The sequence below is a fragment of the Gluconacetobacter entanii genome, assembly GCF_003206495.1.
In the GTDB taxonomy this organism is placed as follows: domain Bacteria; phylum Pseudomonadota; class Alphaproteobacteria; order Acetobacterales; family Acetobacteraceae; genus Novacetimonas; species Novacetimonas entanii.
On record NZ_NKUF01000002.1, the window covers coordinates 112,809 to 135,118 of the forward strand.

22 protein-coding genes and 1 riboswitch are annotated in these 22,310 nt (G+C 64.8%); of the genes, 15 read left to right on the forward strand and 7 right to left on the reverse strand.

Annotated elements, in window-relative coordinates:
* The first annotated feature begins 125 nt into the window (after window positions 1–125).
* A complete protein-coding gene (gene speD, locus CFR72_RS01520; RefSeq protein WP_110094539.1) occupies window positions 126–590 on the forward strand; it encodes an adenosylmethionine decarboxylase in 465 nt (154 codons plus the stop codon).
* Window positions 591–736: 146 nt separating this feature from the next.
* The gene (gene speE / locus CFR72_RS01525) at window positions 737–1,612 is read left to right on the forward strand and encodes a polyamine aminopropyltransferase (protein ID WP_110912389.1); all 876 of its coding nucleotides are present in this window, start codon (window positions 737–739) and stop codon (window positions 1,610–1,612) included.
* 162 nt (window positions 1,613–1,774) lie between these two features.
* Here the strand turns inward: speE and CFR72_RS01530 are convergent, their stop codons facing one another.
* Entirely contained in the window at window positions 1,775–2,083 is a 309-nt protein-coding gene (locus CFR72_RS01530) for a putative quinol monooxygenase (RefSeq protein WP_110912390.1), read from the reverse strand.
* A 127-nt stretch (window positions 2,084–2,210) separates the two neighbouring features.
* Window positions 2,211–2,298: riboswitch (glycine riboswitch) on the forward strand.
* Window positions 2,299–2,414: 116 nt separating this feature from the next.
* On the opposite strand from CFR72_RS01530, the gene CFR72_RS01535 reads away from it, so the two are divergent.
* The 8 genes from CFR72_RS01535 to CFR72_RS01565 all read left to right on the forward strand — a co-directional run bounded on the left by CFR72_RS01535 (window position 2,415) and on the right by CFR72_RS01565 (window position 10,173).
* On the forward strand, window positions 2,415–2,600 hold the full coding sequence (locus CFR72_RS01535) for a hypothetical protein (RefSeq protein ID WP_110912305.1): 186 nt from the start codon (window positions 2,415–2,417) through the stop codon (window positions 2,598–2,600).
* Window positions 2,597–3,730: a glycine cleavage system aminomethyltransferase GcvT gene (gene gcvT, locus CFR72_RS01540; RefSeq protein WP_110912306.1), complete on the forward strand. Its 1,134-nt coding sequence runs from the start codon at window positions 2,597–2,599 to the stop codon at window positions 3,728–3,730. Before CFR72_RS01535 ends, gcvT begins: the two co-directional genes overlap by 4 nt.
* 57 nt (window positions 3,731–3,787) lie before the next feature.
* Window positions 3,788–4,153, forward strand: coding sequence for a glycine cleavage system protein GcvH (gcvH, locus tag CFR72_RS01545; protein WP_110912307.1), 366 nt, complete (start codon window positions 3,788–3,790; stop codon window positions 4,151–4,153).
* 40 nt (window positions 4,154–4,193) lie between these two features.
* Window positions 4,194–7,079 (forward strand): aminomethyl-transferring glycine dehydrogenase, encoded by a 2,886-nt coding sequence (gene gcvP / locus CFR72_RS01550; protein ID WP_110912308.1) that lies wholly within the window; start codon window positions 4,194–4,196, stop codon window positions 7,077–7,079.
* A gap of 276 nt (window positions 7,080–7,355) precedes the next feature.
* Window positions 7,356–7,790, forward strand: a complete 435-nt coding sequence (locus tag CFR72_RS17905; RefSeq protein ID WP_244182102.1) for a TroA family protein — start codon at window positions 7,356–7,358, stop codon at window positions 7,788–7,790.
* 12 nt (window positions 7,791–7,802) lie between these two features.
* A complete protein-coding gene (locus CFR72_RS17910; protein WP_244182104.1) occupies window positions 7,803–8,414 on the forward strand; it encodes a TroA family protein in 612 nt (203 codons plus the stop codon).
* An 11-nt stretch (window positions 8,415–8,425) separates the two neighbouring features.
* Window positions 8,426–9,436, forward strand: a complete 1,011-nt coding sequence (locus tag CFR72_RS01560; protein ID WP_110912391.1) for a FecCD family ABC transporter permease — start codon at window positions 8,426–8,428, stop codon at window positions 9,434–9,436.
* Window positions 9,424–10,173: an ABC transporter ATP-binding protein gene (locus CFR72_RS01565; RefSeq protein WP_110912309.1), complete on the forward strand. Its 750-nt coding sequence runs from the start codon at window positions 9,424–9,426 to the stop codon at window positions 10,171–10,173. The genes CFR72_RS01560 and CFR72_RS01565 overlap by 13 nt, the downstream gene beginning before the upstream one ends.
* A gap of 127 nt (window positions 10,174–10,300) precedes the next feature.
* Here the strand turns inward: CFR72_RS01565 and CFR72_RS01570 are convergent, their stop codons facing one another.
* The 3 genes from CFR72_RS01570 to CFR72_RS01580 form a co-directional block, all read right to left on the reverse strand.
* The gene (locus CFR72_RS01570) at window positions 10,301–10,672 is read right to left on the reverse strand and encodes a hypothetical protein (RefSeq protein WP_244182106.1); all 372 of its coding nucleotides are present in this window, start codon (window positions 10,670–10,672) and stop codon (window positions 10,301–10,303) included.
* A 107-nt stretch (window positions 10,673–10,779) separates the two neighbouring features.
* Window positions 10,780–12,648: a hypothetical protein gene (locus CFR72_RS01575; protein WP_110912310.1), complete on the reverse strand. Its 1,869-nt coding sequence runs from the start codon at window positions 12,646–12,648 to the stop codon at window positions 10,780–10,782.
* Between the two features lie 141 nt (window positions 12,649–12,789).
* Entirely contained in the window at window positions 12,790–13,437 is a 648-nt protein-coding gene (locus CFR72_RS01580) for a class I SAM-dependent methyltransferase (RefSeq protein WP_110912393.1), read from the reverse strand.
* A 143-nt stretch (window positions 13,438–13,580) separates the two neighbouring features.
* Between CFR72_RS01580 and CFR72_RS01585 the strand changes: the two genes are divergently transcribed.
* The 4 genes from CFR72_RS01585 to ftsY all read left to right on the forward strand — a co-directional run bounded on the left by CFR72_RS01585 (window position 13,581) and on the right by ftsY (window position 17,129).
* Entirely contained in the window at window positions 13,581–13,982 is a 402-nt protein-coding gene (locus CFR72_RS01585; RefSeq protein WP_110912311.1) for a VOC family protein, read from the forward strand.
* Between the two features lie 78 nt (window positions 13,983–14,060).
* The gene (gene dapF / locus CFR72_RS01590) at window positions 14,061–14,885 is read left to right on the forward strand and encodes a diaminopimelate epimerase (protein WP_110912312.1); all 825 of its coding nucleotides are present in this window, start codon (window positions 14,061–14,063) and stop codon (window positions 14,883–14,885) included.
* On the forward strand, window positions 14,882–16,132 hold the full coding sequence (gene mtaB / locus CFR72_RS01595) for a tRNA (N(6)-L-threonylcarbamoyladenosine(37)-C(2))-methylthiotransferase MtaB (RefSeq protein WP_110912313.1): 1,251 nt from the start codon (window positions 14,882–14,884) through the stop codon (window positions 16,130–16,132). The genes dapF and mtaB overlap by 4 nt, the downstream gene beginning before the upstream one ends.
* A gap of 1 nt (window position 16,133) precedes the next feature.
* The gene (gene ftsY, locus CFR72_RS01600; protein ID WP_110912314.1) at window positions 16,134–17,129 is read left to right on the forward strand and encodes a signal recognition particle-docking protein FtsY; all 996 of its coding nucleotides are present in this window, start codon (window positions 16,134–16,136) and stop codon (window positions 17,127–17,129) included.
* Window positions 17,130–17,301: 172 nt separating this feature from the next.
* Here the strand turns inward: ftsY and CFR72_RS01605 are convergent, their stop codons facing one another.
* The 3 genes from CFR72_RS01605 to CFR72_RS01615 are packed head-to-tail and all read right to left on the reverse strand — an operon-like array spanning window position 17,302 to window position 21,547.
* Window positions 17,302–18,525 (reverse strand): phosphoglycerate kinase, encoded by a 1,224-nt coding sequence (locus tag CFR72_RS01605; RefSeq protein ID WP_110912315.1) that lies wholly within the window; start codon window positions 18,523–18,525, stop codon window positions 17,302–17,304.
* The gene (gene gap, locus CFR72_RS01610; protein ID WP_110912316.1) at window positions 18,525–19,547 is read right to left on the reverse strand and encodes a type I glyceraldehyde-3-phosphate dehydrogenase; all 1,023 of its coding nucleotides are present in this window, start codon (window positions 19,545–19,547) and stop codon (window positions 18,525–18,527) included. Before gap ends, CFR72_RS01605 begins: the two co-directional genes overlap by 1 nt.
* A gap of 20 nt (window positions 19,548–19,567) precedes the next feature.
* Window positions 19,568–21,547: a transketolase-like TK C-terminal-containing protein gene (locus CFR72_RS01615; protein WP_244182107.1), complete on the reverse strand. Its 1,980-nt coding sequence runs from the start codon at window positions 21,545–21,547 to the stop codon at window positions 19,568–19,570.
* Between the two features lie 285 nt (window positions 21,548–21,832).
* Here CFR72_RS01615 and CFR72_RS01620 point away from each other — a divergent pair, with 285 nt between their 5' ends.
* On the forward strand, window positions 21,833–22,309 hold the full coding sequence (locus tag CFR72_RS01620) for a hypothetical protein (protein WP_146220634.1): 477 nt from the start codon (window positions 21,833–21,835) through the stop codon (window positions 22,307–22,309).
* The last annotated feature ends 1 nt before the right edge of the window (window position 22,310 follow it).

Sequence of the window (22,310 nt, forward strand, 5' to 3'; positions counted from 1 at the left end):
AAAATATTGTCCCCATCATGCGGAAAATGCTTGCGTCCTGCCCGTCAGAAGCCCTATCAGCGGCGCTCTTGGCCCAAGGGGGCAATGTCTGCCCAACAGGCTGTCTACTGGTTTGGGGGTACGTGATGAACGCACTTGCTCAACTGGGGATGGTCTCGGAACTCCCGAGCGATAACCAGATCTCTTCAGCGCCGTTTTCGTCCGACGACGACCGGAAAGATTATTTCGTCGAAAAAGACGGGATGAAGTTTGCGGGAACGCATCTTCTTGTCGATCTTTGGGATGCGCACAATCTTGACGATCCGGACAAGATCGACCGCACCCTGTGCGAAGCCGCAGTGACGGCCGGGGCGACAATCCTGCACAGCCACTTCCACCATTTCACGCCCAATGGCGGCGTGTCCGGCGTGGTCGTGCTGGCGGAAAGCCACATTTCCATCCATACGTGGCCGGAACGCAATTTTGCCGCCGTGGACATCTTCATGTGCGGCGCATGTGACCCGCACCTGGCGATCCCGGTCATGCAGCGCCTGTTCCAGGCCGGCCGGATCGAGGTGGACGAACAGCGTCGCGGTCGCGTCGCGCTGTAACGTGCCGGCATGGGGTGCGTCATGTGCCCCATGTCCCGGTTTTCGGCGTCCCGCCCGCACCCGATTACCTCCCGTAGGGGAAAGAATGACAGGCCGGACCAGATGTACGGCCCGTTTTCGCATGGATATTTTCAAGGAGTACCATGATGTCCGATGTCTGGATCAGCGAAACCCTTTATGGCGGCTGGCGCCAGCAGCTTCGCGTCAACAGGATGCTGGCCCAGACCAAAAGCGCGTTCCAGGACATCGCGGTATTCGAGAACGAGGATTATGGCCGCGTCCTGATGCTCGACGGGGTGGTGCAGATTACCGAGCGTGACGAGTTCGTGTATCAGGAAATGCTGACGCATGTGCCGCTGCTGGCGCATGGGGCGGCGCGCAATGTCCTGATCATCGGGGCGGGTGATGGCGGCGTGCTGCGCCGCGTGCTGCAGCACAGCACGGTCGAACGCGCGGTCATGGTCGAAATCGACGGCGAAGTCATTTCCCTGTCCAAGAAGTTCCTGCCCGACATCGCGGGTGATGCGTGGAACGACCCGCGTGCGGAAGTGATCGTGGGCGATGGCATCGAATATGTCACCAACGCACCCGATGGCGCCTTTGACGTGATCATCGTCGACAGCACCGACCCGATCGGTGTGGGGGAAGTGCTGTTTACCGATTCGTTCTATCGCCACTGTGCGCGCGTCCTGACGGATAACGGCCTGATCGTGAACCAGTGCGGCGTGCCCTTCATGCAGGCTGATGAACTGCGTGACACCAGCATGCGCCGGGCACAGTTCTTCCGTCATGTCTCGGCCTATGTCGCGGCGGTCCCGACCTATGTCGGCGGGTTCATGACGCTGGGCATCGCGGCCAAGGGCGAGGCGCCGGGCAGGCAGGATGTCGCAACCATCCGCGAGCGCGCGCGCAAGGCGGGAATCGGGGCATGCCAGTACTGGACGCCCGAAATGCAGGTCGCGTCCTTCGTCCTGCCGCCCTACATCGCGCGCAACCTGCCGGGCTACACCCCCGAAACCTGACCAGTCGTGGGCGGGGAAAGTCATTCTCCGCCCCGCAGCCCTGAAATGATAAAAGTTTTTGGTGAAGCTTTTTTCAAAAAGCTTCAAAGAACGTCGCCTTTTTCGATCAAAAGGCGACACCCAGAAACTTTCATGACTTTTCAGAGATCGTTCCGTAACGGATCATGCCGCCACGTTGCGCGTCGTCTTGCGCACGCTCACGGTGCGCACCTTCAGCGTGTTGACCGCATCGCTGAACGCCTTGAAATGCGGCGTCGCCTGGTGCGCCTCGAACGCGGCCGGGCTGTCATAGACTTCGTGCAGGATCACGGTGTCGGGTTCGTCCGACGTGGTCAGCACGTCAAAGCACGAACATCCCGCCTCGTCCGCAACCGAACGGATGCTGTCCTCGAGGCATGCCTCGAGGAAGGGCTTGCGCGTGGCGGCCGTGGTTTCGAATTCCGCAATGATGATCAGGCGGGTGTCGGTCATGTCTGGCATCCTTTGTGACAGCGCGAATGGATGCCCCGCCCCGGTGCGTGCAGGCGCGGGCGCATGGACGCGGGACATCGGGTGTTTTCATGGATTGACTTGTGTTCGCGTGTCATGTCAAGCAGTCGGATATCGACACGGGAGAGACCGGCCATGCCGGCGCCGAAGGAGCAACCGCCCCGGAAACTCTCAGGCAAAAGGACCGGTCGGTGATAACTTCTGGAAAGAGGCGCGCGGTCTTCCGTGGCGCCCGCCGACGGGATAGCGATCTCAGGCACAGGTGACAGAAGGGGCAGGTGATATCCATGACGGAGTCGCGGGAGCCCTTTTCATGTCCATGCTTTCGGCACAGATCGTAACGATTTCGCAATTTCTGGCATCCCCCCGCACATGTTCCCCCCGCGCGTGTCCCGACGCCGCGATCTTCCTCCTGCATGCGCTGCTGGCGTCGCGGGATGCGGGCCGTGGCGCGCGCGTCGTGGGGACATATCGCAATGACGAGGTAGTCTTCGCATGACCGAGGGTCTTCTGCGCACGCCGCTGCACGCGCTGCATCTTGAACTGGGGGGACGCATGGTGCCCTTCGCCGGGTATGAAATGCCGGTCCAGTATGCCGCCGGTGTCATGGCCGAACACCTGCATACCCGCACGGCGGGCAGCATCTTTGACGTCTCGCACATGGGGCAGGTGCGCGTGCGCCCGCGTTCGGGCGTGATGGCGGATGCGGCGCTGGCGCTGGAACGCCTTGTCCCCGCCGACATCGTCGCCCTGCGTCCCGGTCGGCAGCGTTATGCGCTGCTGATGCGCGAGGATGGCGGCATCAGCGACGACCTGATGATCGCCAACATGGGGACGTGGTTCCTGCTGGTGGTCAACGCCGCGTGCAAGGAAGCGGATTTCGCGCTGATCGAGGCCGGGATTTCCGATGTGTGCGAGGTGGAATTCCTGTCGGATCGTGCGCTGATCGCGGCCCAGGGGCCTGCGGCGGTTGCGGCGATGGCCGAACTGGCCCCTGCGACGACGGAGATGCGCTTCATGGATGTGATCGAAACCGAGGTCGCGGGTGTGTCCTGCATCGTCTCGCGCTCCGGCTATACCGGCGAGGACGGGTTCGAGATCGGCATGCCCGCAGCCCGGGCCGAAAAGGTCGCCAGCGCGCTGCTGGCCTGCACGGACATGGCGGCGGCGGGCCTTGGCGCGCGTGACAGCCTGCGTCTGGAGGCCGGGCTGTGCCTGTATGGTTCGGACATCGACACCACGACCTCGCCGGTCGAGGGCGCGCTGGAATGGTCGATCCAGAAAAGCCGCCGTCCCGATGGCGCGCGTGCCGGTGGCTATCCCGGTGCCGACATCGTGGCGAAGCAGCTTGCCGAAGGGCCGGCACGCCGCCGCGTCGGCCTGAAAGGGGAGGGGCGCGCCCCGATCCGTGGTGGCGCGCCGCTGTTCAGCGATGCCGAGGGCACGCACCGCGTCGGGCATGTGACGTCCGGCGCGTTTGGCCCCAGCGTCCCCGGCCCGGTTTCGATGGGTTATGTCGATGCGGCGTCGGCCGCCGTCGGCACGCCGCTGTTCGCGGGCGTGCGCGGGCGCTTCCTGCCGGTCCATGTCGTCGCACTGCCGTTCGTGGCGCCGACCTTCCGGCGCTAGGGCAAGATTTTCACACGGTTTTTCCAACATCCACCATCATCAGGAAATGAGCGGATCATGAGCACCTATTACACCAAGGAACATGAGTGGCTGCGCATCGAGGGCGACGAGGTTGTCGTCGGCATCACGCAGCATGCGGCCGATGAGCTTGGCGAACTCGTGTTCGTCGAAGGCAAGGACGCAGGCACCGAGGTTGCGCAGGGCGACAGCGTCGCGGTCGTGGAATCGGTGAAGGCCGCGTCCGACATCTATGCCCCCGTTGGCGGCACGGTCACCGCGTTCAACGATGCGCTGTCGGAAGATCCGTCGCTCATCAACCGCGCGCCGGAAGCCGATGGCTGGATCGTGCGCATGAAGATGGCCGACAAGGCGCAGCTTGACGACCTGCTCGACGCTGCGGCCTACGCCGCGCTGCTGGCCTGATATCCCTCCTGCTGCCTGTGACCTGACGGAGTTCCCGATCATGACGTCTTCCACTGATAACTCTCCCCTGTGGCAGGGCGCGGGCAGCGATCCTGACGCGTTCTGTGCGCGTCATGTCGGCCCCGACGCCCATGACGTGCGCGACATGCTGCGTGTCGTCGGGGCGGAAAGCCTTGAGGACCTGATGGCGCAGACCGTCCCCGGCGATATCCGCCTGAAGGGGGAAATGGGTCTGGGTGCCGGCGTGTCCGAAACGCAGGCGCTTGATCGCCTGCGCCAGATCGCGCGCCGCAACAAGGTGATGACGTCCCTGATCGGGCAGGGATATTACAACACGATCCTGCCGGGCGTGATCCAGCGCAACGTGCTGGAAAGCCCGGCCTGGTACACGGCCTATACCCCGTACCAGCCCGAAATCAGCCAGGGCCGGCTGGAGGCGCTGCTGAACTTCCAGACGCTGGTGATCGAACTGACCGGGCTGGACGTGGCCAATGCCTCGCTGCTGGACGAAGCCACGGCGGCGGCGGAAGCCATGGCCATGGCGCGTCGTGTCGCACGCAGCAAGGCGACGTCGTTCTTCGTCGATGCGGACTGCCACCCGCAGGTGATCTCCGTCCTGCGCACACGGGCGGAACCGATGGGCTGGACGCTGGTGGTGGGCGATCCCGCGCACGACCTGCGCGCGGATGCGGTATTCGGTGCGCTGTTCCAGTATCCCGGCTCATCGGGGCAGGTGCGCGACCCGCGCGCCGCGATCGAGGCCCTGCATGCGGCGGGCGCGATTGCCGCGATGACGGCGGACCCGATGGCGCTGCTGCTGCTCGAAAGCCCCGGCGCGCTGGGTGCCGATATCGCGGTCGGTTCGATGCAGCGCTATGGCATGCCGATGGGGGCCGGTGGCCCGCATGCGGCGTACATGGCGGTGCGCGATGCGTTCAAGCGCAACATGCCCGGCCGCCTTGTCGGCGTGTCGATCGATTCGCGCGGCGAGCCTGCCTATCGCCTTGCGCTGCAGACGCGTGAGCAGCATATCCGCCGCGAAAAGGCGACGTCGAACATCTGCACCGCGCAGGTGCTGCCGGCCGTCGTGTCGTCGATGTATGCGCTGTATCATGGCCCGGATGGCCTGCGCGCGATTGCGCAGCGCATCCATCGCCTGTGTGTTGTCGCGGCCGCAGGCCTGCGCGCGCTAGGCGAGGACGTGCGCACGGACGCCTTCTTCGACACGCTGAGCATTGCCACGGGTGACCGCACGGCAGCCATTGCGGAGCGCGCGGTGGCGGCAGGGATGAACCTGCGCCGTATTGATGCGCATACCCTTGGCCTCAGCCTTGACGAGACGACGACGCCTGAAATCGTGCGCAAGATCTGGACGTGCTTCGCCGGGGACGCGGCCCGCGTGGCGACGATGGAAGCGAGCCTTGACGCTTCGGGCAGTGCGATCCCGCAGGCGCTGGTGCGTAAGGGCACGCTGCTGACGCAGCCGGTCTTCAGCGCCTATCGCTCCGAAACCGACATGCTGCGCTACCTGCGTCGTCTGGCGGACAAGGACCTTGCGCTGGACCGTTCGATGATCCCGCTGGGGTCGTGCACGATGAAGCTGAACGCCACGGCGGAGATGATGCCGATCACGTGGCCGGAATTCTGCGACATCCATCCCTTCGCCCCGGCGGACCAGATGGAAGGCTATGCCGAACTGTTCGCGGAACTGCAGCAGATGCTGTGCCGCATCAGCGGGTATGACGCTGTCTCGCTCCAGCCCAATTCGGGCGCGCAGGGCGAATATGCCGGGCTGCTGGCGATCCGTGCCTATCACCGTGCGCGGGGCGAGGCCGGGCGTGACGTGTGCCTGATCCCGGCATCCGCGCACGGGACCAACCCGGCATCGGCGCAGATGGCGGGGATGAAGGTTGTCGTCGTCAAGTGCGACGAACATGGCAACGTGGACATGGATGACCTGAAGGCGCGCATCGCACAGTACGCGCCGCAGCTTGCCGCGATCATGATCACCTATCCCTCCACCCATGGCGTGTTCGAGCAGAGCGTGCGTGAACTGTGCGACCTGGTCCATGCGGCGGGCGGGCAGGTGTACCTTGATGGGGCGAACATGAACGCGCAGGTCGGGCTGTCGCGGCCGGGGTCCTATGGCTCCGACGTCAGCCACTTCAACCTGCACAAGACGTTCTGCATCCCACATGGCGGCGGTGGCCCGGGCATGGGGCCGATCGGGGTGGGCGCGCACCTTGCGCCGTTCCTGCCGGGGCGGCCCGAACTGGGCGAGGCCAATGCCGTGTGCGCCGCGCCGTTCGGGTCGGCCGACGTGCTGCCGATTTCGTGGACCTACATGAAGATGATGGGGGATGCGGGCCTGCGCCGCGCGACCGAGGCCGCGATCCTGAACTCCAACTACATCGCGGCACGGCTGTCGGATTACTACCCTGTGCTGTATCGCGGGGCGAACGGGCGGGTGGCGCATGAATGCATCATCGACCTGCGTCCCGTGCGTGATACGGCCGGGGTGACGGTCGATGACATCGCCAAGCGCCTGGTCGATCATGGCTTCCACGCCCCGACCGTCAGCTTCCCCGTCGCCGGTACCTTCATGATCGAACCGACCGAGTCCGAGGGCCTGCGTGAACTCGACCGGTTCTGCGATGCGATGATCGCCATCCACGCGGAAATCAGCGAGATCCTGGATGGTGGGATCAAGGTGGAGGACAGCCCCCTGCGCCATGCGCCGCATACGGTGCGTGACGTGACCGACCCGGAATGGAACCGTGCGTATGACCGTGCGCGTGGCTGCCTGCCCGGTGAAGTGCAGGCGGGGACCAAATACTGGTCGCCGGTCAACCGGCTGGACAATGCCTATGGGGACCGCAACCTTGTGTGTTCGTGCCCTGACATCTCCACCTATGCCGAGGACTGATCCACGGCTGCTGGATGGATCTGGAAAAGCCGCCCTTACCGGGGCGGCTTTTTTTATGGTCCGTCGGGAACATCATTAAGAAGTTTTTTGGTGAAGCTTTTTTTTCAAAAAGCTTCGAAGGACGCCGCCTTTTTGAAAAAAGCCGGCACCCAAAAACTTTTAATTTTTTCAATCCATTATTTTAAAACGTGCTTTTGCGGGCACAACATCGCCTCTGGCCGGAGATGTATCCGATGGGATATATCGGGGCCATCAGGCAGAAGGGATATCAGGGGCATGCGGCATTCGCGGAAATGGGGCGTCGGGTTGATTGGCGCGATGGTGCTTTCGGCGTTTTCCGCCCATGCGGCAACCCATGGTGTGACCGACATGACGGGACAGGTGCAGCAGGTGCCTGCCTCCCCCCGCCATATCGCGGACCTGTGGTTCGCCCATAATGAACTGACGATCATGCTTGGTGCCGCGGACCGGATCGCGGTGACGGTGGACCGGCCGGATACGCGCCCGTGGATGTTCCGTGTCGCCCCCGTCCTGTACAAGGCCATCTGGGTCAACGGGCCTGCGGTCAATGCCGAAAGCCTGCTGAAGGCCGGGGTGGATGTCGCCTTTGTCCCCAACGGGTCGGCCACGGCGGCGGCGTTGCGCGCGGTGGGGATTCCGGTGCTGGTGGCCGGGTTTATCGATGTCGCAAGCCTGCGCCGTTCGCTGTAAATGACGGCGCAGGTGATTGGCACACCGCAGGCGCGTGATGTGACGCGGGCCTATGAAACCATGCTCGACGGGGTGATCCACGATACCCGCGCACGCACCGACGCGCTGGCCCCTGATGCGCGGCCGCGCGTGGTGCATATCCAGTCGCTGCATCCGCTGCGCGTGGACGGGGCGCATACGATCATTGACGAATGGCTGGCGATTGCCGGTGCGCGCAACGCGGCGGACGGGGTGGACGGGAACATGAAACCCGTCTCGGTCGAGCAGGTGGCCGCGTGGAACCCCGATGTCATCATCCTTGGTCCCGACAGCGGCACGTTCGACCCGGCGGCGGATGGCGGGGTGTGGCGTAATATCAGGGCCGTGCAGGCGGGGCGTGTGGTCCATAATCCGGCGGGCGTGTTCCCGTGGGATCGTTATGGCAGCGAATTCCCGCTGCAGGTCGCATGGGCGGCGCAGGTGCTGCATCCCGACCTGTTCGCGGCCACCAACATGGTGGAACAGACGCGCGCATTCTATCGCGATTTCTTCCATTACGACCTCGATGCCGCGCAGGCAGGGCGGATACTGGCCGGACTGCCGCCCGCAGATGGCGCAAAGGGTGGGGGGGACAGCCCCCGTTGATCCTGCGTGCGATGGGGCGGCATGCCGGGTGGGTGGTCTCCGGCGGGTTGGTGCTGTGTGTCCTGATGTCCGCCTGCCTCGGGCGGTATGCCATTGCGCCGGGCGTGATCGCACGCTTCATCGTGACCGCCATGGGGGGACATGCGCTGCCGTCGGCGCAATATGACATGGTGCACGCGATCCTGACGGGTGCACGCCTGCCGCGGATCGGGGCGGCGGTGTGCGTCGGCGCCGCACTGTCGGTATCGGGCGCGACCTATCAGGCGGTCTTTCGCAATCCGCTCGTGTCCCCCGGCCTGCTGGGCGTGCTGGCGGGGGCGGGGTTTGGCGCGGCGCTGGGCATTGTCGGCGGCATGGGGACGACGGTGGTGCAGGCGCTGTCATTCGCGGGCGGGATACTGGCCGTCTCGTTCGGGGTGGGGGTGGCGCGCATGTTCGATGCGGCCTCCGTCCTGATGCTGGTGTTCGGTGGACTGATCAGTTCGGCGCTGTTCACCGCGCTGATGTCCATGCTGAAATATGTCGCCGACCCGCAGCAGCAGTTGCCCGACATCGTGTTCTGGCTGCTGGGCAGCCTGACGCAGGTTGATGTGCTGCGGCTGGAAATCATGGCAGTCCCGGTTCTGCTGGGCATCGTGGTGCTGTCGGCCTGCGGGCGGATGCTCGATGCGCTGGCGATGGGCGATGACGAGGCCCGGACCCTTGGCGTGCCGGTCACGGCGCTGCGTTACGGCACGATCGGCATCGCCACCGCGCTTTCGGCGCTGACGGTTTCCGCCGTGGGGATGATCGGCTGGGTCGGGCTGATCATCCCGCATGTGGCGCGCCTGCTGGCGGGGCCATGCAATGCGCGTGTCGTGCCGCTGAGCGCGGGTCTGGGCGCGATCTTCCTGCTGGTATGTGACGACCTTGCGCGCTGCCTGTCGGTGGAGGAAATCCCAGTCGGGCTGCTGACGGACCTGCTTGGCGTTGTGGTCTTCCTCTCGGTCCTGCGTCTGCTGAAACGGGGATGGCGGTTGTGAGCGATCCGGTGCTGGAGGTGCGTCAGGTCGGGCTGCGCCGCAACGGGCGGTGCGTGCTTGATGACGTGTCGCTGTCGGTGGTGGCGGGGCGGATGACCGGATTGCTGGGACCGAACGGGGCGGGGAAAAGCACGCTCCTGCGCGTGCTGCTGGGCCTGCTGCGGCCAGAGGCGGGGCAGGTACTGCTGGACGGGCGGGACCTGTCGCACTGGCGGCGGCGGGAGATCGCGCACCGCATCGCCTATGTCCCGCAGGGGCACATGTCGCTGTTCCCCTATGCCGTGCGTGATGTGGTGGCGCTGGGGCTGGTGTCCTATACGCCGTTTGCCCGCGGGATCGACGAGGCGGAGGCGGCCATCGTGGATGATGCGCTGGCGCGGCTGTCGATCTCCCACCTTGCCGCGCGTCCCTATACCGACCTGTCGGGCGGGGAGCGTCAGGCCGTGCTGATTGCGCGCGCGCTGGCGCATGGGGGGCGGATCCTGGTGCTGGACGAGCCTGAAACCGGCCTTGATTACGGGCAGCAGAAGCGGCTGTATGCGTTGCTGCGTGAACTTGCCGAAGATGGGTATGCCATTGTTGCAACAACGCACGATCCGCTGCGTGCTGCGGTGGCGTACGACCATGCCGTGCTGCTGCGCCATGGACGGGTGATGCGCGACGGCCCTGCGGTACAGGTGCTGGATGCCGAAGGGATTGCGCGTCTGTATGCGCGCGGGACCGGTGAGCGTATTTAAAAACGCACTGGTGAAAGTTTCTGGTGAAGCTTTTTTACGAAAAGGCTCCGAAAGACGCCGCCTTTTTGATGAAAGACGACACCCAAAAACTTTCATTACTTATCAATGGGGTATTTCAGATCGCCCCTCAGCGATTGGGCGTGGCCGGGACATTATCGACGCGGATCGCCTTGCCCGTGCTGTCGTAATAGACGATGGCCACACCATGACGTTCGGCATAGCCATCGGGCGTGCCGTGCTGGGTCCAGAACAGCAGCCGGTTGACGTCGGGCTGTTCCTTCACCTTGTCGCCGGGGGGAATGAAGCGGTACTGGCTGTAATCCATGTGCAGGCGCGGCAGCGGCGGATGGCGCGAAAGCTGGTGCATGGACTGGTGGCGCTTGAATTCCGCGTCATCCTCGTCCTCCTGCGCCATGGCGGGAATGGAGGACAGGAGGACCGGCAGAAGCCCCACGGCCACGCATCCGGCAATCTTCCAGTATCGCTGCTTTACCGGCATCTGCGTGGCACCCTTTCGCCTTGTCCCGACAGGTTGGGGCAACATCCCCCTTTTTTCCGGCGGGCGCAAGGCGTTGGCGTCATGGCTGTTGTGGCGTGGATGGGGGATTACTGGAACGGCAGGTAGCGGAAGTCGAAGAAGATCTCGCTCATGCTCGTGCTTGGCGCGCCACCGGTGCCCCCCCACGCATGCACGCGCGAGTAGGCAAGCTGCGTTCCGGCCTGCACCGTGCCGTACTTGCCCTTGATGAAGCGGTACCATGCGCCGATCGTGAATTCCTCCACCGACTTGATGCTTGCGGTGCAGGCCGACGACCCTTCGGTCCAGCATCCGCTGTTGTCGGACATCGGGTTGCCATAGCCATAGGCAGTGCCATCGGAATCGAAATATCCACGTCCCGAACGCTGCATCCCGAAATAGCCATAGACATCGAACAGGCGGTTGGGATGGGCGATGATGCCCGCCGTGGCCTGCGCGCTGCTAAGCAGGTCGGGCGCGCCATTCTCCTTCAGCGTGGCGTCAGGCAGCAGGACCGAGCCATAGCGCCCGATCCCCTTGCCCGCCAGTCCGGCAAGGCGCACTTCGAGGTGATGCTGGAGGATCGGCACGATCATGGATCCGCCACCGCCCCATGCGATGGCGGTGTGGTTCACGCCCTCACCCCCGATGACCGAACGGTCATGCGGGAAATGCAGGATGCCTTCCATTTCATAATGGCCCCATGACGGGTCGCCTGCGACCTTTGCGATGATGTCGGGCGCGATTTCGTTGGAGTAGTTCGTGCTCGATCCCGTCAGGCCCACGCCGTTCGATCCCACCTTGGCATAGTTGCCGCTGCCGGGCAGGGCATATTCGCCATTGTCGCTATAGGCGGAAAAGCCGGTGGTGTCATAGATCGTGGCCGGGTTTTCGATCGACAGGCCCGCCCACAGGCGATGCTCCAGGAAGTCCTTGACGAGGCGCACCTGCCACTGCCGCGCCCATGTCTGCCCGGCAAGGATGGAGGATTCGATGGTTTCCGGCAAGCTTTCCTGGCGCGGGATGATGCCGACGCGATCCGGGGTCAGCATCGTCCAGGCCTGCCCGATCAGGAAGTGCCAGTTGGTCTTGGAATCATCGAGCGTCAGGTACGCCTGGCGCAGGCGCGGGACATAGGAATTGCTTTCATACGGGTTGGTCGTCTCCGCACTTGCGCCGAAATCGCTTTCGACAAATCCCGCCACCGTCATGTGCGTGCCCAGCGGCGCGCGCGCCATCAGGGAGAAGCGGGTATAGCGCGCGTCCCCGGTAAAGTTGTCGGTGTGGAAGTTCGAACTGTTGCGGAAGGGGATGTTCGCCCACGAATTGAAGATGCCCGAGGCGACATGGCGGTTTTCCTCCACCGCGGCGGCGTCGAAGAATCCACCAAGGATGATCGACACGGACCCGGCATGGAACACCTTGCTGCCCAGTGCGCCGGCGGACTGCGCGCCCACGGTTTCACGCGTGTGCGGGCCGACATTGTTGTTCGCCATGTGCGAAATCAGGTCCTCGTCACGATGGGCGACGACGGATTCGAATGTCGGCGTGTCGATGAACGACCCGTTCGGATTGTCCGAATGTCCCCCGATATGCGGGCTCCCCATGCCTGGTGGCGTGCGTTCGCCCGTGGCCGTAAGGCGCCCTTCCTGCGGGGTCCAGCCACCACGCACATGGCCTGCGCTGCCTGAAACCTGCAGGGAATGTCCCCCCGTGCCCGAACCCGTGCCGGTTCCGGCGTGGGCGCGGTGCTGCGCGATCTGCTGGCGCATGGCCTGCAGGCTGCGCTGCAGTTCCATCTGCTGTTGCTGGAGATGTTCCATCTGCCGCTCCATGATATCGAGCGATTCCGGATCATCATCGGCCAAGCCGGCCGAGGCAGGCACCATGAAGGAACACAGCAGCAGGGCGGCCGACAGGCTGAGCCAGACGGCACGGCGGGGGAAAAGATTCGGCATATATTACCAGTGGGCCTCGGACTACGGGTCAAGACTACTGTGTGTCAAAACATTTCCCGGCTTCGGCGTAAATGATAATTTCTTTTAAGAAGGATATTTTTACCTTCTGTAATATCGGATACGCGGTTCGGGGCGCTTTTTTCATGTCACGCTGCCATCACGCCGCGCGGTGACGCCATAAACCGTGTCATGCCAGACGGCATCGTTGGGGGGCGGCGTCACGCTGCCGGTATCGGTATGGGCGAAGCCCGCGCGCTGCATGAGGATACGCACAAGGCGCTGGCGTTCATCGCTTTCGAGTGCCTGCCATAATGCGACGGCTTTTTGTGGAACAAAACTGTTTCCATATGTAACAAGGACCAGTCCGCCGGGTTGCAGGACGCGCGCGATTTCGCGAAACAGCGCGACAGGGTGCCGCAGGTAGGGCACGACATCGCACAGGCATACGGCGTCAAGCGATTCATCGGCCAGCGGCAGTTCGGGCGTGTCATTGAGGTCCTGGACGATGCGCTGCGTCAGGCGGTCGTTGGATTCAAGCGCCGGGGCGTCCACCCCGATGCCGATCACGGCGTCAAATGCGACGTTGTCAGGCAGGTGGCTGTCGCTTCCGGCCATCAGGTCAAGGATACGCCCGCCTTCGGGCAGCATGGTGCGGTACAGCGCCGTGACCGCCGTGCAGGCCCCGGCATCCAGCATCGGGCCGGAGGGACGGGTGGACCAGAAGGCGGTGTCGGAGTCGTGCGATGCGCTGAGGAAGGCGCCGGGATGAAAGCCGTGCAGATCGTTCATGAATATGCCAGATGCGACGGGGTTGGACGAAACGGCCGGTCGCCTGCACGTTTCGCCGTGCGCGAAAAGACGCCACGGCATGTTGAGAATGCCGCCGGTTGCCGCCATTTACGACAGATTGCATCAAGGGAGAAAGCGCAGACATGGCCAGAATGATCCATTCCATGATCCGTGTGCGTGACGCGGATGCCTCCATGGCGTTCTATGACCTCGCATTCGGCCTCAGGCCGGTGGACCGGCTTGTGTTCGAGACGTTCACGCTGATCTACCTTGCGAATGCGGAGCAGACGTTCGAACTCGAACTGACGGTCAACCACGACCGCGACCGCCCGTATGACCTTGGCGACGGGTATGGCCACCTTGCCGTCTCGGTCGCGGATGTGGACGCCGAACATGCGCGCCTGTCCGCCGCCGGCCTGTCGCCGCTGCCGGTCAAGGACATGTCGTGCGGGGAGCGGTTCGTGGGGCGGTTTTTCTTCATCACCGACCCCGATGGTTACCGGATCGAGGTGCTGCAGCGTGGCGCGCCGGGGCGTTTCCTGTAAAAACGCGTCGGCGGGCGACTCGCCGCAGGTGGCGGGCATGGTCGCGACGGGGATGATGTTGGCGTATATAGGGTTCGGATGAAGACCAGCTTTTACAAGATGCATGGCCTGGGGAACGATTTCGTCGTCATGGACGAACGCGCCGCCCGCCTTGACCTGACGCCCGCGCGCATCGCCGCCCTGTCGGACCGTCAGCGCGGGATCGGCTGTGACCAGTTCGTGGTGCTGCGCCCCGCCTGCCGCGAGGGCGCGGACGTGTTCGTACGCTTCTTCAACGCCGATGGCAGCGAATCCGGGGCATGCGGCAATGCCTCGCGCTGTGTTGCGTCGCTGGTCGGGGGCGAACGGGGCATCACGTCCCCCGTGCTGCAGACCCGCGCCGGACTGCTGGAAAGTGAAATCGCCCCGGATGGTACGGTCAGGGTCGATATGGGACCGCCCGCACTGGGCTGGCGTGACATTCCACTGGCGCGGGAGGTCGATACCCTGCACCTGCCGCTGTGGGGGGACCCGGCGGCGGCGTCGATGGGCAACCCGCATGCCACCGTCTTCCTTGAGGCCGATGATGCGACCGACCCGCGCCAGCAGGGGCCGGTGATGGAACATGACCCGCTGTTCCCCGAACGCGCCAATATTGGCTTTGCGCAGGTACGCGCGCGCGACGACATGCGCCTGCGGGTGTGGGAACGTGGTGCGGGCCTGACGCTGGCATGCGGGTCCGGGGCGTGTGCCGCCGTGGTCAATGGCGTGCGGCGCGGACTGGTCGATCGCACCTGTGCCGTGGAAATGGATGGCGGCGTGCTGTCGGTGACATGGCGCGAGTCCGACGGCCATGTCCTGATGCGTGGCCCCGCCACGCTGAGTTTCGAAGGCTCTGTTGTGCTGGATACCTATCCCCGATGAAAAAGCCTGAAATCCTGACATTCGGCTGCCGGCTCAACACCTATGAAAGCGAGGTGATGCGCACCCATGCGGCCGGTCTGGACAATGTCGTGATCGTCAATACCTGCGCGGTGACGGCGGAGGCCGAGCGCCAGGCGCGTCAGGCGGTGCGCCGCGCCCATCGCGACCGTCCCGACGCGCGCATCGTCGTGACGGGATGCGCGGCCCAGATCGACCCCGAACGCTGGGCCGCGCTGCCCGGTGTGACGCGGGTGCTGGGCAACCGGGAAAAACTGTCCGCCGAAAGCTGGAGCGAGGCCGCGCTGTCGCAGGGCAATGCCGTGTCCGACATCATGGCCGCGCGTGAAAGCGCGCCGCATCTGGTGACGGAATTCGCGGGCCGCACCCGCGCCTTTGTGGAGGTGCAGCAGGGGTGCGACCATCGCTGCACCTTCTGCATCATTCCCTTCGGGCGCGGGCCGTCGCGCTCCGTCCCCGTCGGCGCGGTGGTGGAGCAGGTGCGTGCGCTCGTCGCCTCAGGCTACCGGGAGGTGGTGATGACCGGCGTGGACATCACCTCATGGGGGGGTGACCTGCCGGGGCAGCCCTCGCTGGGGCAGTTGTGCCGCAGGCTGCTGGCTCTGGTGCCCGAACTCGAACGGCTGCGCCTGTCGTCGGTCGATCCGGTGGAGATTGATGACGATCTGTGGCAACTGCTGGCGCAGGAACCGCGTTTCATGCCGTATCTGCACCTGTCGCTGCAGGCGGGGTCTGACATGATCCTCAAGCGCATGAAGCGTCGCCACCTGACGGCGGATGTCGCCGCCGTCATTGCGCGGGCGCGCGGATTGCGGCCCGATATCGGGATCGGCGCGGACGTGATCGCCGGTTTCCCGACCGAGGACGAGGCGCTGTTCAACGAGACGCTGGACTTCATCGCGGGGCAGGCGCTGCCTTACCTGCATGTCTTCCCCTACAGCGAACGGCCCGGCACGCCCGCAGCAAGGATGCCCGCCATCCCCATGGCGCAGCGACGCGAACGTGCCGCACGCCTGCGCGCGGCCGGGGCGCAGGCGGCGCGCACCTATCACGCGGGGCTGCTCGGGCGGCCGCTGCGGGTGCTGATGGAGACGCAGACATCCGGGCATTCCGAGGAATTCGCCCCGGTGCGGCTGGCGGATGGTGTTGCGCCGTCGCAGGCGGGACGGATCGAGACGGTGCGGCCCGTGGCTTTTGACGATAACGGACTGGTGGCGGAAATTTCCTGACATGGCTCTTGGTTTCTTTTCACGACTCAAGGCGGGGCTGTCGCGCTCCACACAGAAACTCAGCGGTGGGTTGAGCGCGGTCTTCACCCGGCGCAAGCTTGATGACCAGGCGCTGGAGGATCTGGAGGACCTGCTGATTTCCGCTGACCTCGGGCCGAATGTGGCGGCGAAGGTGATTGATTCCTTCCGCACGTCGAAATTCGGCAAGGAAGTCACGGACGAGGAAGTCCGCAGCGCGCTGGCGGAAGAAATCGCAAAGATCCTTGAACCCGTCGCCATCCCGTTCGAACCCGATCACGCGCACAAGCCGCATGTCGTGCTGGTGGTGGGCGTCAACGGCACCGGCAAGACCACGACGATCGGCAAGATGGCCCGCTATTATGGCGAGCAGGGCAAGAAAGTGATGATGGTCGCGGGCGACACGTTCCGCGCCGCCGCGGTGGAGCAGTTGCAGGTCTGGGGCGAACGCGTGGGCGCGCCGGTCATTGCCGGTCCCCCCAATGCCGATGCCGCAGGCCTTGCGTTCGAAGCGCTGAAGAAGGGCAAGGCGGAGGGTGCGGACCTGCTGCTGGTCGATACCGCCGGGCGCCTGCATAACAAGGGCGCGCTGATGGAGGAACTGGCGAAGATCATCCGCGTGATGCGCAAGTTCGATGAAACCGCCCCCCATTCCGTCTTCCTCGTGCTGGACGCCACCACGGGCCAGAACGCGATGGAGCAGGTGCGCGTGTTCAAGGAACTGGTGAATGTCACGGGACTGGTGGTGACAAAGCTGGATGGTTCGGCGCGTGGCGGCATTGTCGTGGCGCTGGCGGATGCATTCGGCCTGCCGGTCCATATGGTCGGCGTGGGCGAACAGGCGGAGGACCTGCGTCCGTTCTCCGCACAGGCGTTTGCGCAGGGACTGGTGGGTGACGACATCAAGGTGATCGACCGCGACACCCCGGCCGAAGGCGGGGAAAAGAAGGAAGAAGCGCCACCACCAGAAGAAAAGTAAAAGAAGTTTTTGGTGAAGCTTTTTTCAAAAAGCTTCGAAAGACGCCGCCTTTTTGGAAAAAGGCGGCACCCAAAAACTTTTATTTTTTGAAGTCTTTTCCGTCTACAAAAAAGGGGACCATCCCACAAAGGATGATCCCCCAGACCCATCCGGGCGGTTACGAAACGGCCGCTCAGATCGGCAATGCGCGCTCGAACACGGATTCCAGCGCCATGATGCCCGGCAGGGTCTTGCCCTCCAGCCATTCAAGGAACGCACCGCCCGCGGTGGAAATGTAGGAAATCTCCTTCGTCACACCGGCATGACGCAGGGCGGAGACGGTGTCCCCCCCGCCGGCAATGCTTTTCAGCCTGCCTTCCTGCGTCAGGCGACCGACCTCCTGCGCCACCGCGTTCGTGCCCGCGTCAAAGGGCGGGATCTCGAACGCGCCAAGCGGCCCGTTCCAGACCAGCGTCTTGAACGTGGCGATCTTTGCGCACAGGTTGCGCACGGTCTGCGGGCCGACATCAAGGATCATCGCGTCATCGGGGATGGCGTCGATGGCGACAACCTGCGTGGGCACGTTGGCCTTGAACTCGGTCGCCGTCACCGCATCGACCGGCAGCACCACCTCGCACCCTTTTTCCCTGGCCTTTGCAAGGATGGCGCGCGCGGTGTCGTGCATCTCGCCTTCCTGCAGGGAACGGCCGACCTTCACGCCCTGCGCGGCAAGGAACGTGTTGGCCATCGCACCACCGATGATCAGCACCTGTACCTTCTCCAGCAGGTTGCCGATCAGGTCCAGCTTGGTGGAGATCTTGGCCCCGCCAATGATTGCGCCGACCGGACGTTCGGGGTTTTCCAGCGCGATGTTCAGCGCGTTCAGTTCCGTCTCCATCAGGCGCCCGGCAAAGGACGGCAGGTGGCGGGCCACGCCCTCGGTGGAGGCATGGGCGCGGTGGGCCGCGGAAAACGCGTCATTGACGTAGAAATCCGCCAGCGACGCCAGCGATTTGGCAAGGTCGGGGTCGTTCGCTTCCTCGCCGGGGTGGAAACGGGTGTTTTCCAGCACCACCACATCGCCGTCCTGCATCGCATCGACGGCCTTCTGCGCCACGGGGCCAATGCAGTCATCGGCAAAGGTCACGGGACGGCCCAGCGCATCGCCCAGCGCATCGGCAATCGGGGCCAGCGACATTTCAGGCACGCGCTGCCCCTTGGGGCGGTCGAAATGGCTGACCACGATGACGCGCGCACCCTTCTGCGCCAGTTCCTGGATCGTCGGCAGCAGGCGCAGCAGGCGGGTGGCGTCGGTAATCTGCCCCCCCTTGACCGGAACGTTCAGGTCCGCGCGCAGAAGAACCTTCTTGCCCGCGGGCTGAAGCTGATCCAGCGTCTTGAATGCGACGGTCGTCATCACAGGCTGCCAAACAGGGCGGCGGTATCGGACATACGGTTGGAGAAGCCCCATTCGTTGTCGTACCAGCTACAGATGCGCACCAGCTTGCCGCCGTCGATCACCGCCGTCTGCGTCGCGTCAAAGGTGGAGGAGGCAACCGAGTGGTTGAAATCCGAACTCACCAGCGGGGCGGTGTTGTAGTCGAGGATCCCCTTGAGCGGCCCTTCGGATGCGGCCTTGCGCATCGCCTCGTTCACTTCTTCGACGGACGAGGGCGCGCGCTTTGGCACGAAGTCGAGCGAGACGAGCGAGACGTTGGGCGTCGGCACGCGGATGGCGGTCCCGTCAAGGCGTCCCTTCAGGTGCGGCAGGACGAGGCCCACGGCCCGCGCCGCCCCGGTGGAGGTCGGGATCATGTTCAGGGCGGCGCCACGCGCGCGGCGCGGATCCTTGTGCAGCGTATCCACCGTGCGCTGGTCGCCGGTATAGGAATGGATGGTGACCATGTAGCCACATTCGATGCCGAACGCATCGTCCAGCACCTTCGCCACCGGGGCGAGGCAGTTGGTCGTGCATGACGCATTGGAAATGACCGTCATGTCTGACGTCAGCACGTCCTGGTTCACGCCATAGACGATCGTCGCATCGACGCCCGACGCCGGGGCGGAGACGATGACCTTGCGCGCGCCAGCCTTGATAAGCTGCGACGCACTTTCCTTGTCGGTGAAGCGGCCGGTGCATTCCATGGCCACGTCCACGCCTTCGAACGGGACCTTCGTCGGGTCCGCCTCGGCCGAGACATGGATGGGGGCATAGGTGCGGCCATTGGCCTTTATGATGATGCTGTTGCCTTCGACACGGACTTCGGCCGGGAAGCGGCCGTGCACGCTGTCATAGGACAGGAGGTGGGCGTTCGCCTCGACACTGCCGAGGTCGTTGATGGCGACAGGGACGACGTCGGTGCGTCCGCTTTCGATGATCCCGCGCAGGACGAGGCGACCTATGCGACCGAAACCGTTGATCGCGACTTTGACAGCCATTTCTTATTCTCCGTTCAAGGTCAGTTCTGTAGTGCAGCGCTTCGGGATGACGTGTCCGAAAAAGGAAGAACCCCGTCATCATGCCGCCGGTTGCCTGTATTTCCGGCGGGGCCGTTGCCCGTGGCGCGGATCACCTCCAGCGCGCGGGCGACGATATGTTCGGGCTGTATGGTCACGTTGCGTCCCTGGCGCGTGCCGGCGGTGACGTTTTCGCCGAAACCATCAATCCCGATGAATGTCCCTTCCTGTCCCAGCCAGCGTTCCCACCCGAACCCGGATGCGGCCTCCACGCCAATCCGGGGTGCCGTTCCCAGCACCTGCTCACGATAGGATATTTTTTGCGCCGCGAACAGTTCCCAGCATGGCAGCGACACCAGCGCCGCGCCGATCCCCTGTTCACACAGCAGCAGTTGCGCCATGCGTGCGGTCGCGACCTCCTGCCCCGTGGCGATCAGCGTGACCTGCCGGGGCGCGATGGGGGATTCGGCCACGACATAGCCACCGCGCGCGCACAGGTTCGTCAGCGGGTTGACGTTGGGCAGAGTGGTGTCCGCCGCCACGTCGGCCGCCGGGATGAACGGGCACAGCGTCAGCAGGCTTGGCCCGTCGGTGCGTTCAAGGGCCAGTTCCATGCACTCCATCGTCTCGCGCCGGGTGGCGGGGCGGAAGACCGCGACATTGGGCATGGCGCGCAGGCTGGCAAGCTGTTCCACCGGCAGCCATGCCGGGCCGTCCTCCTCCGGTGACAGGCCGCCATCGGTCAGGAAATAGATGACCTGGCGTTTCATCATGGCAGCAAAGCGCAGGGCGGGACGCATGCGGTCCACGGCGACGAAGGTCGCGGCCCCGCAGGGCAGGAACCCGCCATGCAGCGCGATCCCGTTCAGCAGCGCCGCCATGCCGTGCACCTGCGTGTCGCAGCGTGTCGGCAGGGCGGCGGGGCCATGTCCCGTCGTCGCCCCCGACGCCAGCCCGAGGCGGGAGCGCAGGCACAGCACCTCGGGCAGGAGTTCGCGCAGGATATCAAGCCCGCGCCGGGCATAGCTGGTGGTCGGCAGGGCGGGGTGGGACATGCGGTGGCGTCCCGCGCCCTGCCATGACCGCCGCCAGTCGGTGCGCCACAGGGCCGGGCGCTCGCCGGAGATGAGGCGTTCGAAATCGACGCGCTGCCGGTCCTTGGCCAGCCTGCGCAGCCATGACCGCCGCGCGGTGGCCCCGCGCCGTGCTGCCGACGCCCACAGGCCGGGATCATCGACAAAGGGTTCCGCCGTTTCCGGGTCGGGCGCGGGGGACAGGCATGCAATCAGGCAGGGACGGTGCGTGCGCATGGACGATGCAAGGGCGGCGGCGATCTGTTCGGGCTGATCGGCCGCGACCTTGCGCACGGACCAGCCCGACGCGGCATAGCGGGGGAGGGCGGCCTCGGCCTGCGTGCGTTCATGTTCCGACAGGCCCACCAGCACCGTGATGCGGTCCAGCCCCATCTGCCCCGCCAGCACCGCGGCCTCCAGCGCGACGCCGGTGGACAGTTCGGACCAGCAACTGACGGCCCAGATGCGGTGGTTGACGAGCGTGCGGCCAAAACGCGCGGCCATGTGCTGTTCCGCCATGGCCATGCCGATGGCTGCCCCCAGCCCCTGCCCGCTGGGTCCGAAGCCCATGGTTGTGGCGGGGTGGGGGGTGTCGTCCATGCGGATGGCCGCCTGTCCCGACAGCGTGACCAGCGCATCGACCAGCGTGCGGTACCGCACGGAGGACACCACGAAACGGTCACGGTCGAACCATGTGGGGCAGGCGGGGTCGAACCTCAGGTACCTGCTCCACAGCACCGCGCAGGCATCGGCCATCGCACAGGCATGGATGACATGATGGCTGTCATGTTCTTTGGTGCGGATGATCTGCCGGATGGAGGCCGCGATCCGTCCCGTCTGGTCCAGCGGCGCGCCATCCTCCGCCGTCGGGGACGGGGGCAGGGGGGCGCTGTGTCCAGCGTCGGTCATGGGGGGCTGTTTCATGCCGTCTGGCCTGATCCACCTGTTGGTTCATGGTGGCAGGGCGAATATGCCACAGGCGGGATGCCGCATCGCGCCATGTCTGCCATGTCCGGATATTGCCGTGTCGGGGCATCACGTGATGTCCCACGACTACAGGATGATGCTTCCTGATCGCAAGTCCCCTGAGGGGATGCAGGGTCACAGGCGTTTGATTGTCGGGGCGCGCGGGGGAGGGCTGATGCCGTGGCTGACGTTTTTGGCCCTTGCCCCGCGACGTGGATGCTGTATCGCTTGGCGGTCATGCCCGTATCATGCCGCCTTGCGCTGCCCGTCTGTGTCGTCCTTGCCTCCAGCATGTTCTGGCTCGGGGGATGTACGCTGATCGGGCAAAAGACGTTCAACCGCCATGCAGGCGACCCGCCGCAGGTGGTCATCCCGCCCCCGCCGCCGGTGGAGGTCCGCCATGTCACGCCGCTGCTTGAAATCCGGGCCGGAACGCCGCAGCCCCAATGGCAGCCCGACCTGAAGAAGGCCGTGGCGGAAGCGCTGGCGCGCAAGCCCAACGTGCTGTTCACCATTGTCGCCGCCATTCCCGATGCCCTGTCCCCGGATGCGCAGGCCACATTGCTGTCACGTATCGTCGCGACCGATGCGCAGGAGGTCGCCACGGAGATCGTCCATGACGGTGCCGACCCTGCACAGATGGAGATGACAGGCATGACGGATCCGGGCGTTGATGCCCCCACGATCCGCATCTATGTCCGCTAGG

What these genes read in the sequence shown, in the direction of transcription:
- speD (WP_110094539.1), top strand. Translation starts at nt 126, where the DNA reads ATGAACGCACTTGCTCAACTGGGGATGGTCTCGGAACTCCCGAGCGAT.
- speE (WP_110912389.1), top strand. Translation starts at nt 737, where the DNA reads ATGTCCGATGTCTGGATCAGCGAAACCCTTTATGGCGGCTGGCGCCAG.
- CFR72_RS01530 (WP_110912390.1), bottom strand. Translation starts at nt 2,083, where the DNA reads ATGACCGACACCCGCCTGATCATCATTGCGGAATTCGAAACCACGGCC.
- CFR72_RS01535 (WP_110912305.1), top strand. Translation starts at nt 2,415, where the DNA reads ATGTCCATGCTTTCGGCACAGATCGTAACGATTTCGCAATTTCTGGCA.
- gcvT (WP_110912306.1), top strand. Translation starts at nt 2,597, where the DNA reads ATGACCGAGGGTCTTCTGCGCACGCCGCTGCACGCGCTGCATCTTGAA.
- gcvH (WP_110912307.1), top strand. Translation starts at nt 3,788, where the DNA reads ATGAGCACCTATTACACCAAGGAACATGAGTGGCTGCGCATCGAGGGC.
- gcvP (WP_110912308.1), top strand. Translation starts at nt 4,194, where the DNA reads ATGACGTCTTCCACTGATAACTCTCCCCTGTGGCAGGGCGCGGGCAGC.
- CFR72_RS17905 (WP_244182102.1), top strand. Translation starts at nt 7,356, where the DNA reads ATGCGGCATTCGCGGAAATGGGGCGTCGGGTTGATTGGCGCGATGGTG.
- CFR72_RS01560 (WP_110912391.1), top strand. Translation starts at nt 8,426, where the DNA reads ATGGGGCGGCATGCCGGGTGGGTGGTCTCCGGCGGGTTGGTGCTGTGT.
- CFR72_RS01565 (WP_110912309.1), top strand. Translation starts at nt 9,424, where the DNA reads ATGGCGGTTGTGAGCGATCCGGTGCTGGAGGTGCGTCAGGTCGGGCTG.
- CFR72_RS01570 (WP_244182106.1), bottom strand. Translation starts at nt 10,672, where the DNA reads ATGCCGGTAAAGCAGCGATACTGGAAGATTGCCGGATGCGTGGCCGTG.
- CFR72_RS01575 (WP_110912310.1), bottom strand. Translation starts at nt 12,648, where the DNA reads ATGCCGAATCTTTTCCCCCGCCGTGCCGTCTGGCTCAGCCTGTCGGCC.
- CFR72_RS01580 (WP_110912393.1), bottom strand. Translation starts at nt 13,437, where the DNA reads ATGAACGATCTGCACGGCTTTCATCCCGGCGCCTTCCTCAGCGCATCG.
- CFR72_RS01585 (WP_110912311.1), top strand. Translation starts at nt 13,581, where the DNA reads ATGGCCAGAATGATCCATTCCATGATCCGTGTGCGTGACGCGGATGCC.
- dapF (WP_110912312.1), top strand. Translation starts at nt 14,061, where the DNA reads ATGAAGACCAGCTTTTACAAGATGCATGGCCTGGGGAACGATTTCGTC.
- mtaB (WP_110912313.1), top strand. Translation starts at nt 14,882, where the DNA reads ATGAAAAAGCCTGAAATCCTGACATTCGGCTGCCGGCTCAACACCTAT.
- ftsY (WP_110912314.1), top strand. Translation starts at nt 16,134, where the DNA reads ATGGCTCTTGGTTTCTTTTCACGACTCAAGGCGGGGCTGTCGCGCTCC.
- CFR72_RS01605 (WP_110912315.1), bottom strand. Translation starts at nt 18,525, where the DNA reads ATGACGACCGTCGCATTCAAGACGCTGGATCAGCTTCAGCCCGCGGGC.
- gap (WP_110912316.1), bottom strand. Translation starts at nt 19,547, where the DNA reads ATGGCTGTCAAAGTCGCGATCAACGGTTTCGGTCGCATAGGTCGCCTC.
- CFR72_RS01615 (WP_244182107.1), bottom strand. Translation starts at nt 21,547, where the DNA reads ATGACCGACGCTGGACACAGCGCCCCCCTGCCCCCGTCCCCGACGGCG.